The organism is Amaricoccus solimangrovi, from assembly GCF_006385685.1.
Classification (GTDB): Bacteria; Pseudomonadota; Alphaproteobacteria; order Rhodobacterales; family Rhodobacteraceae; genus Amaricoccus; species Amaricoccus solimangrovi.
In genome coordinates, this window is the sequence record NZ_VFRP01000001.1 from 417,582 (window position 1) to 431,002 (window position 13,421).

The following is a 13,421-nucleotide window of genomic DNA, read 5'->3' on the forward strand; positions in this document are numbered from 1 at the left end:
AAGGCTCAATTCCCCGTCACTCGGTCGGGACGCGGGCATTGCGGCTCGCCACGGTGACGGTCACGGCATAGGCCGCCTCGGGGCTCATCCCGGCCATCACCTGAGCCGCGAGCTCGGGGCGCATCCGCGACAGCAGCCCGGCGGCGAAGGACACGTCCATCCTGTCGAGGATGCGCGCGGCGTCGGCCGGCTTCATCTTCTCGTAGACCGTCGTCATCCGGCCGATGTCCTTCTCCGCCGCCTTGTCGGCGGTGGCGAGCGTCTCGCGGAGCCCTTCCTGCGCCGTCTCGAAGGCGGCGAGCTGTTCGGCGAGCTTGGCCTCGGCGACATGGAGCGCCTGGGCGCGGTCGGCCAGCGTCTTCTCGCGCGCGTCGAGCTGTCCCTCCCGGGCGCGGAGCGCCGCCAGCAGCGCGTCGTCGCCGCCCGCCGCCGGCTCCGCCTCCCGCGCGGCCCGCTCCCCGGCGAGGGCGAAGCCGCCTTCGCCGAGGCGGAGCGCGGCGGAGCCGAGGAAGCAGAGCACGATCAGCGACGCGCCGCCGAAGGCGGCCCGGTCGCGGCCCCGCGCCACCGCTCAGCCCTCGCCGCCGGCGAGCGCGCCGAGCGCGGCGAGGATTTCCGCCTCGCCCTTCTCCTCGGCCGGCGTCCTCGGGCGGAGCGTGGCGGGCAGGCCGCGCGGCTTCGGCACCGGGGCGGTGGAAAGATCGGCGGCGGGCGGGCAGTCCCGCGTCGCGCGAAGCGGGGCTGGTCGGGGCGGGGCCGGGGGCGCGGAGTCCGGAGGCGGCGTGGCCCCGGCGGAGTCCGGCGCGTCGGGCTCGTTCACCGCCGCGAGCAGGAGGCGGAGCTTGCCCGCGGCCGCCTCGGCGCGGGCGGAGAGCTGGGCGAGGTCCTGGCGGCTGGCGCGCGTGCCGGCGCGCGCCTCGTCGAGCGTCGCGCGCGCCAGTTCGATCTGGCGCGTCAGGCGCGTGATCGCGCCCCCGAGTCCCCTGTCGAGATCCCTGAGCGCGTCGACCCGGCGGGCCAGTACCCAGCAATAGGTTCCCGCGAACAGCGTCGCGGCGAGAAGCAGCCCATCGGTCAGCACGCCCAAGTCGAGCCTCCTAGTTCAGGATGAATTCGGTGATCAGGATGTCGCGCACCGCCTCGCCGCCGCCGACGAGCCGGACCCGGCGCAGCATCTGGGCGCGGAGCCGGGGCATCGCCGCCGGATCCTCGAGTTCGGCCGCGTCGACCGCGCGCAGATAGCCGTTCAGCGCGTCGAGGATGCGCGGCCTGAGGCTCGCGACGGTGTCGAGCGCGCCCGGCGCGGTCTCGATCGTCGCGGTGAGGCGCAGGTGGATCGAGCGCCGGCCGGGGGCGAGCGAGACGGTGATCGGGTCGAGGGGGAGGAAGAGACCGGCGCCGCCTTCGGTGGCCGACCCCTCGCCCGCGGTTTCCGGCCCCGCCGCCCCGTGCCCGCCCTCACCGCCGAGAAGGGCGGCGGGATCGAAACGGCCGGTATAGACGGCGCCGAATCCCGCCCCGCCGAGCAGGAGCGCGAGGCCCGCGCCGATCAGCAGACCCTTCCCGCCGCCTTTCGCGGGGGCCGTTTCGGGGGCGGCGGTTTCGGTCATCGCGGATACCCGGGTGTCGCTTCGGTTCACGGGGCCGGAATAGCCGGGGGACCACTAACCGAATGTTAAGCCTGAGCGACTGGAAATGCGGCGGACCGGCGGCGCGACCCGCGCGCCCCGGCATGGTGTGAGAACGGGGGAGGCGGCGTTGCAACGGATCCGATCGCTCTGGCAGGGGCTCGACGCGCGCGGGCGGATCATCGCCGCGCTCAGCCTCCTCGCCATCGCCGCGGCCATCTTCGGCATCACGCGCGTGGCGGGCCGGACCGAGACGGCGCTGCTCTATTCCGGGCTCGATCCGGCCGCGGCCGGCGAGGTGGTCGCCGCGCTCGAGGCCGGGAACGTCCCCTACGAGGTGCGCGGCACCGCGATCTACGTGGCGGCGGAGACGCGCGACCGGCTGCGTCTCGATCTCGCCGCGCGCGGCCTGCCGGCCAATGGCGAGAAGGGCTACGAGATCCTCGACACGCTCTCCGGCTTCGGCACGACGAGCCAGATGTTCGACGCCGCCTACTGGCGCGCGAAGGAGGGCGAACTCGCGCGGACGATCACGGCGGGCGCCGATGTGCGCGCGGCGCGGGTGCATCTCGCCAATCCGGTCAATCAGCCCTTCGCCCGCGCGGCGAGGGGCGGCGCCTCCGTCACCGTGACCATGGCGCGCGGCGCGCTCGATCCCGGGCGCGCGCGGGCGATCCGCTATCTCGTCTCCTCGGCCGTCACCGGATTGTCGCCCGACGAGGTGGCCGTGCTCGATTCCGACCGGGGCGTCGTGCTCGCGGGCAAGGAGGAGGGGGCGGATCCCGGCGCCGGTCCGAAGCCCGCCGACCGCGCGGAGGCGCTGCGGAAGAGCGTCCAGCGGCTGCTGGAGGCGCGGGTGGGGCCGGGCCGGGCGATCGTCGAGGTCAATGTCGAGGCCGAGATGGAGCGCCAGACCATCACCGAGCGCGTGATCGACCCCGAGAGCCGCGCGGCGGTGAGTTCGGAGACCGAACAGAATTCCGAAAGCTCGAAGGGTTCCAATCCCGGCGTGACGGTGGCGAGCAACCTGCCCGACGGCGACGCGAAGGGCGGGAACGAGAGCACGCGCTCCACGAGCCAGAGCCGCGAGCGGCATAATTTCGACATGTCCGAGACCCGGCGCGAACGGGTGATCGAGCCGGGCCGGACGCGGCGGATCTCGGTCGCGGTGATGGTCGACGGGATCACCGAGCCGGGGCCGGAGGGCGCGCCGGTCTGGTCGCCACGCCCGCCGGAGGAGCTCGAGACGCTGCGCCTGCTGGTGCGCTCGGCGATCGGTTTCGACGCCGCGCGCGGCGACACGGTGACGCTCGAGACGCTGCGCTTCCCGGCCGTCGCGGAGGAGGGCAGCCTCGCGGAGCGCGCGCCCGGGCTTCTCGACGGCCAGGCGGCGCTTCTCGCGCAGATCGGCGCGCTCGCGGTGATCGTGCTCGCGCTCATCCTCTTCGTGCTGCGCCCGATGCTGAGCCGACGGCCGGAACCGGCCTTCCCGGCGCTCAGCGGGCCGGAGGGCGCGCTTTCCGCGGCCGAGGGGGCGAGCGACCTGCTCGACCTGCCGGCCCGGAGCCAGACCAGGATCGAACGGTTGCGCGAGGTGATCGCGAGCCGGGGCGAGGACAGCGCCGCGGTGTTGCGGAGCTGGATCGAATCCCCCGAGAAAGACACGGAGCCCGCCCAGTCATGACGCCCTACCGCCTGCAGACCTTCGCCCCCGGCGCGGACGAGGCCCGCGCCCGCGCGCTCGAGACCGAGCGCCGCGTCGCCGCGGCCCGGGAGGAGGCGCGCGCCGAGGGCTATCGCGACGGCCGGGCGGCCGCGGCCGAGGCGCGGCGCGCCGACGAGGCCCGGCTCGGCGCCGGGCTGATCGAGGCGCTGTCGGATGCGCGCCTGACGAACGAGGCGGCGCGGCGGCATGTGCTGGCCTCGCTCGCGCCGGTGATCGAGCAATTCTGCGCCGCGATCGCGCCCGCGCTGGCCGACACGGCGCTTTTCGCCGAGATCGCCCGGCTCGTGACCCGCGCGGCGGAGGCGGCGCCGGCCGCGCGGCCCCGGCTCCATTGCGCGCCCGGGCTCGCGCCGGTGGTCGAGAAGATCCTCGGCGCGCGCGGCCTCGACGCCGAGGTGCGCGCCGACGGCGCGCTCGGCCCCCGCGAGGCGCGGCTGGCCTGGGAGCAGGGTTACGATCATCTCGACCTGGACGCCTGCGTCGCGCGCGTCCGGTCGATCCTCGCGGCGCTGCCGCGGTCGGCGGAGGAAGAGGAGCACCGGCGCCATGCATGACGAGAACGAGGCGGAGGCTCGGAAGCCGGGCGGAGAGCCCGCGCCGAAGCCGCGCGGCGGAGCCTTTCTGGGCGTGCCGATCGAGGTGACGATCTCGGTTGGCAAGGCGCGGCCGCTGGTGAGCGAGCTCGTCGAGCTGCGCCGCGATTCGGTTCTGACGCTCGACAGTTCGATCGACGACCCGGTGGAGCTCTACATCGGCGACCGGCTGATCGCGCGGGGCGAGTTGCAGGAGATCGGCGAGGGAGGCGGCAGGCTCGGCGTGCGGCTGACCGAGGTCGCGGATCTGTCGAACGAATTCTGATGCGCCGGATCGGGCCGGAACGGCCGGCGAAGGCGCTGCTCCTCCTCGCGCTCGCGGGCGGGCTCGCGCTCCTCGCGACGGCGGCGGCGGCGCAAGAGGTGCGGATCGACCTCGGCGCCGGGCAGTCGCTGACGCTGCGCACCGTCGAGATCTTCCTGCTCCTGACGGTGCTGAGCCTCGCGCCGGGGCTCGCGATCATGGTGACCTGCTTTCCCTTCATGGTCACCGTGCTCTCGATCCTGCGCTCCGCGCTCGGCACGCAGCAGGCGCCGCCGAACATGATGATCGTGGCGCTGGCGATCTTTCTCACCTGGTTCGTGATGGAGCCGGTGTTCACCAGGGCCTGGGATGACGGGGTCGAACCGATGATCGCGGGAACGCTCACGCCGGAGGAGGCCTTCGCGCCGGCGATCGCGCCGTTCCGCGCCTTCATGGAGACCCGCGCCGATCCCGACACGATCGCGACGCTGCGCGACGCGATGCCTTCGCGCGACGCCGAGGCGGCGCCCGGGGCCGAACCGCCGCTCTCGCTGCTGATCCCGGCCTTCCTGCTCGGCGAGATCAAGCGCGGCTTCGAGGTCGGCTTCCTGGTCTTCCTGCCTTTCCTGGTGATCGATCTGGTGATCGCCGCGATCCTGATGTCGATGGGGATGATGATGGTGCCGCCCGCGATGGTCTCGCTGCCCTTCAAGCTCGCCTTCTTCGTGATCGCCGACGGCTGGACGCTGCTCGGCGGCGCGCTGGTCCGGAGCTACGGCCAGTGAGCGGGGAGGGCGTTCCCGCGGCGGCGCGGCGCGCCCCGGTCCCGGCGAGGGCCGGGCGCGTCCTCGCGCCGATCGAGAAGGCGGCGGTCATCCTCGCCGCGATCGGGCCGGAGCAGGCGGCGGACTTCCTGCGCCAGCTGGCCCCGTCGGACATGGAGCGTTTCGCGCGCGGGCTCTCGGGTCTCGGCGCGATCGCGCAGGAGGTGCTCGACGCGGTGATCGTCGAATTCCTCGAGGCGCTGACCGAGGGCCCGGAGGTCGCGGGCGGCGAGCGGGCGGCGCGCAGGCTGCTCGCGGGCGTCGTCGGCGAGGGCGAGGCCGCGCGCCTGCTCGGCGCCCGCCCGCCGGAGGAGCCGCGCGCGGATCCGCGCTCGACCTGGGACCGGCTGAACGAATCGCCGGTCGCGGCGATCGCGGGCTTTCTCGCCGCCGAGCATCCGCAGACCGCCGCCGTGCTCCTGAGCGAACTCCGGCCGGAGGTGGCGGCGAGCGTGCTCGAAAAGCTCGACCGCGGCTTCGCCCAGACCGTCGTGCTGCGCCTCTCGCGCGTGCCGACGCTCGACGCGCCGGTGTCGCGCTGCCTGGAGGAGGCGATCGAGCGCGACTTCCTCTCGGCGCTCAGGCTGAACCTCTCGAAGCGCCGGCCCGCGGACCTGATCGCGGGGCTGATGAACAACATCTCGGCCGAGGCGCGGTCGGGCTTCCTCGGCCATCTCGAGCAGCGGGAGCCCGCGCTCGCGCAGGACGTGCAGCGCACGATGTTCACCTTCGACGACATCCCCGCCCGCGTCGGCGGCCGCGACGTCGCCGGCGCGCTGCGCGAGGTGCCCGAGGAGACGCTGCTGCGCGCGCTCCGCCACGGGCGCGCGGCCGGCAGCCCGGCGGTCGAATTCGTGCTCGGGAACCTGCCACGCAGGCTCGCGGAACGCTACGCCGAGGAGATGGACGCGATGGGCGAGGTGAGCCGCAAGCAGGGCGAGGCGGCGCAGATCGAGCTCGCGAAGGCCATCCTCGCCCAGACCGGATCCGGCGCGCTGCGCTTCATAGAGAAGGAGGCCGCGGCCGGCTGACGCGGCGCGCTTGCCCGGCATTGCCCGCCGCCTGTAGCGTGCCATCTTCACCCGCTCCGGAGAGCGGCGATCAAGGGCGAGCGATGCGCGACACGACCGAGCAAAAGGGCTTCACGCTTCTCCTCATCCTCGTGACGGTCGCCTTCTGCTGGCTGCTGCTCCCGTTCTACGGCGCGATCATGTGGGCGGCGATTCTCGCGATCATCTTCTCGCCGATGCAGAACTGGCTGCTGCTCCGGCTCGGCCCGCGGCGCAATCTCGCGGCGGTGCTGAGCGTGCTCATCTGCATCGTCATCGCGATCATCCCGATGACGCTCATCGCGATGGCGCTCGTCGATCAGGGCAAGCAGGTGTTCGAACGCGCGCAGAGCCACAATTTCGACGTCTCGCGGATCCTCGACGATGTCCGCGCCGCGCTGCCGCCCATGGCGCGGCAATGGCTGGACCAGGTGGGGGGCGAGGAGATCGCGCAGCTGCGCCAGAAGCTGACCGACGGGCTGATGCAGGGCAGCCAGCTCGTCGCCGGCAAGGCCTTCACGATCGGCCAGGACACGCTGAGCTTCCTGATCAGCTCGGGCATCATGCTCTACCTGCTGTTCTTCTTCTTCCGCGACGGGCGGTTCATCGCGCGCAACATCCGCGCCTCGATGCCGCTTTCGGAGGAATACAGCCGCCAGCTCATCGGCAAGACGGCGGCGGTGGTGCGCGCGACGGTGAAGGGCAACGTGATCATCGCGCTGATCCAGGGCACGATCGGCGGCGTCGCCTTCTGGTTCATCGGCATCGAGGGCGCGCTGCTCTGGGGGGCGGTGATGTCCTTCCTGTCGCTCCTGCCCGCGATCGGCGCCGCGCTGGTCTGGGCGCCGGTCGCCGCCTATCTCATGCTCGTCCAGGGCGACTACTTCTCGGGCCTGCTGCTGGTGGGCGTCGGGGTCGGGGTGATCGGGCTCGTGGACAACCTGCTCCGCCCGCCGCTCGTCGGCAAGGACACGCGGCTGCCCGATTACGTGGTGCTGACCTCCACCGTCGGCGGCATGTCGATCCTCGGCATCAACGGTTTCGTCATCGGCCCGCTGGTCGCCGCGCTCTTCATGGCGGCCTGGGGCCTCTTCCGCGAGGAACGCGAGCGGTAGCGGCGCATTGCATCGCGGCGCCGGGCGGCTTAGGTCAGGGCCCTGAGGCACCGCGCCGCGGGGGACGCATGGCATTTTTCCAGAAGCTGAAGGACCGGCTCTTCAAATCCTCCTCGAAGATCGAGGAGGGGCTCGACGCGATTCTCGACGAGGCGCCGGCCCCGGCCGAGCCCGAGCCGGCCGCCGCGCAACCCGCGCCGCCGTCCGAGCCCGCCCCGGCGGAGGCGCCGGCACCCACGACGGCCGTGCCCGAACCCGCGCGGCCCGAGCCGCCCCGGCCCGATCCGGCGCGGCCCGAGCCCGCGGCGGAGCGTCCGGCGGAGCCGCGCGGGGGGCTCGTCGGGCGGTTCTTCGGCCAGGAGAAGGGCCGGGTGCTCGACGACGACATGCTCGAGAGCCTCGAGGAGCTGCTGATTTCCGCCGACATGGGCGTCGAGACCGCGCTCAAGGTCACCGCGAACATGGCCGAGGGCCGGTTCGGCCGCCGCCTCGGCGCGCGCGAGATCAAGGAGCTGCTGGCGCGCGAGATCGCCGCGATCCTCGAGCCGGTCGCCCGCCCGATGCCGGTCTACCGCAAGCGGCCGCAGGTCGTGCTCGTCGTGGGCGTCAACGGCTCGGGCAAGACGACGACCATCGGCAAGCTCGCGAGCCAGTTCCGCGCGGCGGGCAAGTCGGTCGTGATCGCCGCCGGCGACACCTTCCGCGCGGCCGCGGTCGAGCAGCTCCAGGTCTGGGGCCAGCGCGCGGGCGTGCCGGTGATGACGGCGGCCCAGGGCTCCGATCCCGCGAGCCTCGCCTTCGACGCGATGGCGAAGGCCGAGGCCGAGGGCGCGGACCTGCTGCTGATCGACACCGCCGGCCGGCTGCAGAACCGCGAGGACCTGATGCAGGAGCTCGCGAAGATCGTCCGCGTGATCCGCAAGCGCGACCCGGAGGCGCCGCACAACACGCTGCTCGTGCTCGACGCCACGACCGGGCAGAACGCGCTCAACCAGGTCGACATCTTCCGCAAGATCGCCGATGTCTCGGGCCTCGTGATGACGAAGCTCGACGGCACGGCCAAGGGCGGCGTCCTCGTCGCGCTCGCCGACCGTTTCGGCCTGCCGATCCACGCGATCGGCCTCGGCGAGAGCATCGACGACCTCGCCCCCTTCGACCCGGAGGAATTCGCCCGCGCGCTGACCGGGCTCTGACGGCGCGGACGGCGGTTTCCCGATCGCGTGAGAGGCGCCGGGGCGCGGCGTTCCGGCGTGGCATTTTCCGCCGCGCCGGGCTATGGCTCGCGCATGGCAAAGCGTCACATCCACCCGCTCCTGAAGATCGCGCTCGAAATCGGGCCGATCGGCGTCTTCTTCCTCGCCTATCGCTGGGCGCCGGTCGAGGCCGGGCTGAGCGTGGAGGCGCGCCAGCTCCAGCAGATCCTGTTCTCGACCGAGATCTTCATTCCGACGATCCTCGCGGCGCTCGGGCTGAGCTGGGTCCTGACCCGGCACCTGCCGCGCATGGCGGTGATCACCGCGGTGGTGGTGACCGTGTTCGGCGGGCTCACGCTGATCCTGCGCGACGACACCTTCGTCAAGATGAAGCCGACGATCCTCTATGGCATCTTCGCCGGGATCCTCGGCTTCGGCCTGCTGCGCGGGCAGAGCTACCTGCGCTACCTGATGGACGAGATCCTGCCGATGCGCCGCGAGGGCTGGATGAAGTTCACCCGCCGCTTCGTGGTCTTCTACATCCTGCTCGGCGTGCTGAACGAGGTGGTCTGGCGCGTCTACGGCACGGATACCTGGGTCGACTTCCGCACCTTCGCGCTGCCGGTCGCCAACATCCTCTTCGTGATGGCGCAGATCCCGCTCTTCCAGCGCTATTCGCTCACGGGTTCCGAGGAGGACGGGACGGGCGACGAGGCGCAGCCGGAATAGGCCGGAGGCGCCCTCACTTTTCGAGCAGCGGCCTGATCTCCGACCGGAAGCTCTCCTCGGTGAGCGGCCCGGGATAGCGCAGCAGGATCCTGCCCGACCCGTCCACGACGAAGGTCTCCGGCACGCCGTAGATGCCCCAGTCGAGCGCCACGCGCCCCGAGGGATCGGCGCCGATATGGGCGAAGGGATCGCCGAGTTCGGCGAGAAAGCCCCGCGCGTTGGCCGGCTGGTCCTTGTAGTTGACGCCGATCACCGGCGTGCCGGAGGCGCCGATCTCCTTCAGGATCGGGTGCTCGGCGCGGCAGGGGGCGCACCAGCTCGCCCAGAAGTTCACGAGCTTCACGCCCGGCGCGCGGAGTTCGGCGTCCGTCGGCGCCGGATCGTCGCGCAGGGCCACCGTCCCGGCGAGCGAGGGCGCCTCCTTGCCGATGAGCGCGCTCGGCAGTTCCGAGGCGTTCTCGCGCTTCAGCCCCATGTAGGCGACCCCGGCGAAGGCGAGGAAGATCACCGGCGGCAGCAGCATCAGCGGACGGAACCTAGACGCCATTCGCGGCCCTCCCGGCCTTCGCGCGTTCCTCCTGCCGCGTGAGCGCGCGCGCGACCCGCCGGGCGCGCCAGAGGCTGAGCCCCACCAGCGCGGCGAGGAGCGCGAGCGTCACGCCATAGGCGGCGAGCACGGTGAATTCGTAGCGGCCGAGATCGGGGATCATGCGCGCGCTTCCAGATCCTGCAGCGCGCGCAGGCGCCGGAGCCGCACCTCCGTCCGGGTGCGCAGCAGGACGAGGCTCACGAAGAGCAGGATGAAGCCGGCGATCGAGAAGAGCAGCGGCAGGTAGAAGGCGTTGTCCACATGGCTCTCCCGGTCCATCGAGAGCGACGCGCCCTGATGCAGCCCCTGGCTCCAGAAATAGACCGCGTAGCGCGAGAGGAGCGCGAAGACCGAGCCGACGAGGCAGAGGACCGAGGTGAGGTCCGCGGCCTTGTCCGGCTCGTCCATCGCGGCCCAGAGCGCGATATAGCCGAGGTAGAACAGGAACAGGATGAAGAAGGAGGTGAGCCGCGGATCCCAGGCCCACCAGGTGCCCCACATCGGCTGACCCCAGATCGCCCCGGTCAGGAGCGCGATCACCGTCATCACCGCGCCGACCGGCGCCGCCGCCCGCGCCGCCAGGGCCGAGACATGATGGCGGCGGATGAACCAGATCAGGCTCGCGACCAGCATCATGAGCCAGGCGTTGATCGCGATCAGCGCCGCGGGGACATGGATGAACAGGATCTTGACCGTCGCGCCCTGCTGGTAGTCGTCGGGCGTCAGGAAGAAGCCCCAGATGAGTCCGATGCCGAGCGCGATCACCGCCAGCGCCCAGCACCACGGCTGGATCGCGCCGGAGAGACGCATGAATTCGGACGGGTTGGCGTATCTCCAGAGCGACATGGGGGCCTTTTACGGCCCCCGCGGGGCGCTGGCAATGCGACCCTAGAACGGGTGCGCCCCGGTCACGAAGTCGTAAATGAGCTTGAGGTTCAGGAGCGCGATCAGGACCGCGATCGCCCAGGCCGTGGCCCCGAGCCAGAGCGGCGCGACGAGCGCGCCCATCTTGGCCCGGTCGCGGGTGAACATCACGAGCGGGAAGACCGCGAAGGAGAGCTGGAGGCTCAGCACCACCTGGGTCAGGATCAGGAGCTGGCCCGTCCCGTGTTCCCCGTACCAGACGGTGACGCCCGCCGCCGGAATGATCGCGATCGCGCGGGTGAAGACGCGCCGGATCCAGGGGGCGACGCGCAGGTTCAAGAAGCCCTCCATCACGATCTGCCCGGCGAGCGTCGCCGTCACCGTCGAGTTCAGCCCGCAGCAGAGCAGCGCCACGCCGAAGAGCGCCGGCGCCACCGTCGAGCCAAGGATCGGCGAGAGCAGCGAATGGGCGTCGCCGAGCTCGGCGACGTCGTGCCGTCCGGTGGCGTGGAAGGTCGCCGCCGCGAGGATCAGGATCGAGGCGTTGACGGTCAGCGCGAACATGAGCGCGACGGTCGAGTCGATCGTGGCGAAGCGCAGCGCCTCGCGCTTCTCGGGCAGCGTGTCCCCGAAGTCGCGTGTCTGCACGATGCCCGAATGCAGGTAGAGGTTGTGCGGCATCACCGTCGCGCCGAGGATGCCGAGCGCGAGATAGAGCATCTCGGGGTTGGTCACGATCTCGGTCGTCGGCGCGAAGCCCCGGATCACCGCGCCCCAGTCGGGATCCGCGAGCGCGATCTGGATGCCGAAGCAGACCGTGATGACGCCGAGCAGCACGATGATGAAGGCCTCGATCCAGCGGAAGCCCACGCGCTGCAGCCAGAGGATCAGGAAGGTGTCGAGCGCGGTGATCAGCACGCCGATCTCGAGCGGGATGCCGAAGAGCAGGTTGAGGCCGATCGCGGTGCCGATCACCTCGGCGATGTCGGTGGCGATGATGGCGATCTCGGCGAGCGCCCAGAGCATGACGCCGACCGGTCGCGGATAGGCGTCGCGGCAGGCCTGCGCGAGGTCGCGGCCCGAGGCGATGGCGAGCCGCGCGCAGAGCGATTGCAGCACGATCGCCATGATGTTCGAGAGAAGCGCGATGGTCAGCAGCGCGTAGCCGAATTTCGAACCGCCCGCGAGCGCGGTGGCCCAGTTGCCCGGATCCATGTAGCCGACCGCGACCAGATAGCCCGGGCCGATGAAGGCGAGCAGGCGCCGCCAGAATCCGGCGTTCCGGACCGGGATCGAGCGGTAGACGTCCGAGAGCGATCCTTCGCCCCGCGGCTCGATCCAGCCCTCGGCCCGAGGTGTCGGAGTGGAATTCGCCGCGAGAGAAGGGGCGCCTGTACCGTCCATGCCTGTCCCAATTCTGCTTTTGCAAATCATTCGCAATAGTGCGAGAGATAGTGCGCGCCGGCCCTCTTGGCAAGGGGCGTCGTCGCCGCCCGCGGGTCAGCGCAGCTGGACGCGCAGCGCCTGGGCGGCGGCGAAGGGGGCGAGGGCGAGGATGAAGAGGCTGAGGCCGGAGAGGAGCAGGAAGGCGGGCAGCGGATCCTGCCCCCCGGCCGCGGCGACCACGGCGCGCGCGCCGAAGATCAGCGTCGGCACGTAGAGCGGCAGCACCAGAAGCGAGAGCAGCAGCCCGCCCCGGCGGATCCCGACGGTGAGCGCGGCGCCGATCGCGCCGAGGAAGCTCAGCGCCGGCGTGCCGGCGGCGAGACTCGCGACGAGCCAGGGGTAGGCGGGACCGGGAAGGCTCAGCGTCAGCCCGAGCGCGGGGGCCACGGCGACGAGCGGCAGGCCCGTCGTCATCCAGTGCGCCAGCGCCTTCAGCGCCACCAGCCCTTCGAGTGGCAGCGGCGACAGCGCGAGGATGTCGAGCGTGCCGTCCTCGCTGTCGGCCTGGAAGAGCCGGTCGAGCGAAAGCAGGCTCGCGAGCAGCGCGCCGATCCAGAGCGTGCCGGGCGCGACGGGCGCGAGCCGGTCCGGATCGGGGCCGATGCCGAAGGGGACGAGCGGCACCAGCATCACGAAGAAGGCGATCCCGAGCCCCGCGCCGCCGCCGGAGCGGAGCGCGAGGCGGAATTCGCGCGCGAGGACGGCGAGCGCGGCCTTCACGCCCAGGATCCGGTCAGGAAGGGGTCGCCGTCGGCGCCGGTCGCCAGTTCCGCCGCCTCGACCGGCGCGAGTTCGACCGGCCCGGCCCCGGGACCCTCGCCGGCGGGGCCGAGATCGAGCGGCAGATGCGTCGCGACGAGCGCCATGCCGCCCCCGGCGCAATGCGCGCGGATCGCCGCCGCGAGCCGGGCGACCGCCGCGGTGTCGAGCGAGACCGTGGGCTCGTCGAGCAGCCAGAGCCGGCGCGGCGCGAGGAGCAGCCGCGCGAGCCCCGCGCGCCGCTTCTGCCCGGCGGAGCAGGCATGGACCGGCCGGTCGAGCAGCGGTTCGAGATCGAAGGCCGCGACCGCCGGGCCGAGCGGCCCGCCGCCGAAGAGCGCGGCCCAGAAGCGCAGGTTCTCGCCCACGGTCAGCTGCGGCTTCAGCGAGTCGAGATGGCCGCAATAGGCGAGGTTCTCGCCATAGCGCTCCGGCTCGGCCGCGAGCCGCGCGCCGTCGAGTTCCGCCTCGCCGGCGGAGGGCGCGAGCAGGCCTGCGAGCACGCGCAGCAGCGTCGTCTTGCCCGCGCCGTTCGGCCCGCGCAGGAGCCGCGCCCGGCCTTCGGGAATCGCGAAGCCGACGCCGCGCAGGACCGCGCGGCCGGACCGCGCGCAGGAGAGATCGGTGACCCTGAAACCCATGCCGCCCCTCCTAGCCCATCC

17 protein-coding genes are annotated in these 13,421 nt (G+C 72.2%); 8 read left to right on the forward strand and 9 right to left on the reverse strand.

Annotated elements, in window-relative coordinates; genetic code table 11:
• Window positions 1–16 precede the first annotated feature (16 nt).
• From FJM51_RS01930 to FJM51_RS01940, 3 genes are read right to left on the reverse strand one after another with little or no spacing between them, the layout of a single operon-like run.
• Window positions 17–568, reverse strand: coding sequence for a MotE family protein (locus FJM51_RS01930; protein ID WP_140452408.1), 552 nt, complete (start codon window positions 566–568; stop codon window positions 17–19).
• A 3-nt stretch (window positions 569–571) separates the two neighbouring features.
• Window positions 572–1,087 carry a hypothetical protein gene (locus FJM51_RS01935; protein ID WP_140452409.1) on the reverse strand — a complete coding sequence of 172 codons (516 nt, stop codon included), beginning with the start codon at window positions 1,085–1,087 and terminating at the stop codon, window positions 572–574.
• 10 nt (window positions 1,088–1,097) lie between these two features.
• A complete protein-coding gene (locus tag FJM51_RS01940; RefSeq protein ID WP_140452410.1) occupies window positions 1,098–1,610 on the reverse strand; it encodes a flagellar basal body-associated FliL family protein in 513 nt (170 codons plus the stop codon).
• A 148-nt stretch (window positions 1,611–1,758) separates the two neighbouring features.
• On the opposite strand from FJM51_RS01940, the gene fliF reads away from it, so the two are divergent.
• The 8 genes from fliF (at window position 1,759) to FJM51_RS01980 (ending at window position 9,101) form a co-directional block, all read left to right on the forward strand.
• Window positions 1,759–3,312, forward strand: a complete 1,554-nt coding sequence (fliF, locus tag FJM51_RS01945; protein ID WP_233712929.1) for a flagellar basal-body MS-ring/collar protein FliF — start codon at window positions 1,759–1,761, stop codon at window positions 3,310–3,312.
• Window positions 3,309–3,908 (forward strand): hypothetical protein, encoded by a 600-nt coding sequence (locus tag FJM51_RS01950; RefSeq protein ID WP_140452412.1) that lies wholly within the window; start codon window positions 3,309–3,311, stop codon window positions 3,906–3,908. The genes fliF and FJM51_RS01950 overlap by 4 nt, the downstream gene beginning before the upstream one ends.
• Complete coding sequence (locus tag FJM51_RS01955) at window positions 3,901–4,212, forward strand: FliM/FliN family flagellar motor switch protein (protein ID WP_140452413.1); 312 nt, start codon at window positions 3,901–3,903, stop codon at window positions 4,210–4,212. Before FJM51_RS01950 ends, FJM51_RS01955 begins: the two co-directional genes overlap by 8 nt.
• Window positions 4,212–4,976 carry a flagellar type III secretion system pore protein FliP gene (gene fliP, locus FJM51_RS01960; RefSeq protein ID WP_140452414.1) on the forward strand — a complete coding sequence of 255 codons (765 nt, stop codon included), beginning with the start codon at window positions 4,212–4,214 and terminating at the stop codon, window positions 4,974–4,976. Before FJM51_RS01955 ends, fliP begins: the two co-directional genes overlap by 1 nt.
• Window positions 4,973–6,046, forward strand: a complete 1,074-nt coding sequence (locus FJM51_RS01965; RefSeq protein WP_140452415.1) for a FliG C-terminal domain-containing protein — start codon at window positions 4,973–4,975, stop codon at window positions 6,044–6,046. The genes fliP and FJM51_RS01965 overlap by 4 nt, the downstream gene beginning before the upstream one ends.
• 83 nt (window positions 6,047–6,129) lie before the next feature.
• Window positions 6,130–7,179, forward strand: coding sequence for an AI-2E family transporter (locus tag FJM51_RS01970; RefSeq protein WP_140452416.1), 1,050 nt, complete (start codon window positions 6,130–6,132; stop codon window positions 7,177–7,179).
• Window positions 7,180–7,247: 68 nt separating this feature from the next.
• The gene (gene ftsY / locus FJM51_RS01975) at window positions 7,248–8,372 is read left to right on the forward strand and encodes a signal recognition particle-docking protein FtsY (RefSeq protein WP_140452417.1); all 1,125 of its coding nucleotides are present in this window, start codon (window positions 7,248–7,250) and stop codon (window positions 8,370–8,372) included.
• A gap of 57 nt (window positions 8,373–8,429) precedes the next feature.
• Window positions 8,430–9,101, forward strand: coding sequence for a septation protein A (locus tag FJM51_RS01980; RefSeq protein WP_233712931.1), 672 nt, complete (start codon window positions 8,430–8,432; stop codon window positions 9,099–9,101).
• Between the two features lie 13 nt (window positions 9,102–9,114).
• Here the strand turns inward: FJM51_RS01980 and FJM51_RS01985 are convergent, their stop codons facing one another.
• From FJM51_RS01985 to ccmA, 6 genes are all read right to left on the reverse strand, one after another.
• On the reverse strand, window positions 9,115–9,648 hold the full coding sequence (locus tag FJM51_RS01985) for a DsbE family thiol:disulfide interchange protein (RefSeq protein WP_233712933.1): 534 nt from the start codon (window positions 9,646–9,648) through the stop codon (window positions 9,115–9,117).
• Window positions 9,638–9,811 carry a heme exporter protein CcmD gene (gene ccmD, locus FJM51_RS01990; RefSeq protein ID WP_140452419.1) on the reverse strand — a complete coding sequence of 58 codons (174 nt, stop codon included), beginning with the start codon at window positions 9,809–9,811 and terminating at the stop codon, window positions 9,638–9,640. The genes FJM51_RS01985 and ccmD overlap by 11 nt, the downstream gene beginning before the upstream one ends.
• The gene (locus tag FJM51_RS01995; RefSeq protein WP_140452420.1) at window positions 9,808–10,536 is read right to left on the reverse strand and encodes a heme ABC transporter permease; all 729 of its coding nucleotides are present in this window, start codon (window positions 10,534–10,536) and stop codon (window positions 9,808–9,810) included. The genes ccmD and FJM51_RS01995 overlap by 4 nt, the downstream gene beginning before the upstream one ends.
• A 42-nt stretch (window positions 10,537–10,578) precedes the next feature.
• On the reverse strand, window positions 10,579–11,958 hold the full coding sequence (locus tag FJM51_RS02000) for an Nramp family divalent metal transporter (protein WP_140452421.1): 1,380 nt from the start codon (window positions 11,956–11,958) through the stop codon (window positions 10,579–10,581).
• Between the two features lie 96 nt (window positions 11,959–12,054).
• Entirely contained in the window at window positions 12,055–12,720 is a 666-nt protein-coding gene (gene ccmB, locus FJM51_RS02005; RefSeq protein ID WP_140452422.1) for a heme exporter protein CcmB, read from the reverse strand.
• Complete coding sequence (gene ccmA / locus FJM51_RS02010) at window positions 12,717–13,400, reverse strand: heme ABC exporter ATP-binding protein CcmA (RefSeq protein WP_140452423.1); 684 nt, start codon at window positions 13,398–13,400, stop codon at window positions 12,717–12,719. Before ccmA ends, ccmB begins: the two co-directional genes overlap by 4 nt.
• Window positions 13,401–13,421 lie beyond the last annotated feature (21 nt).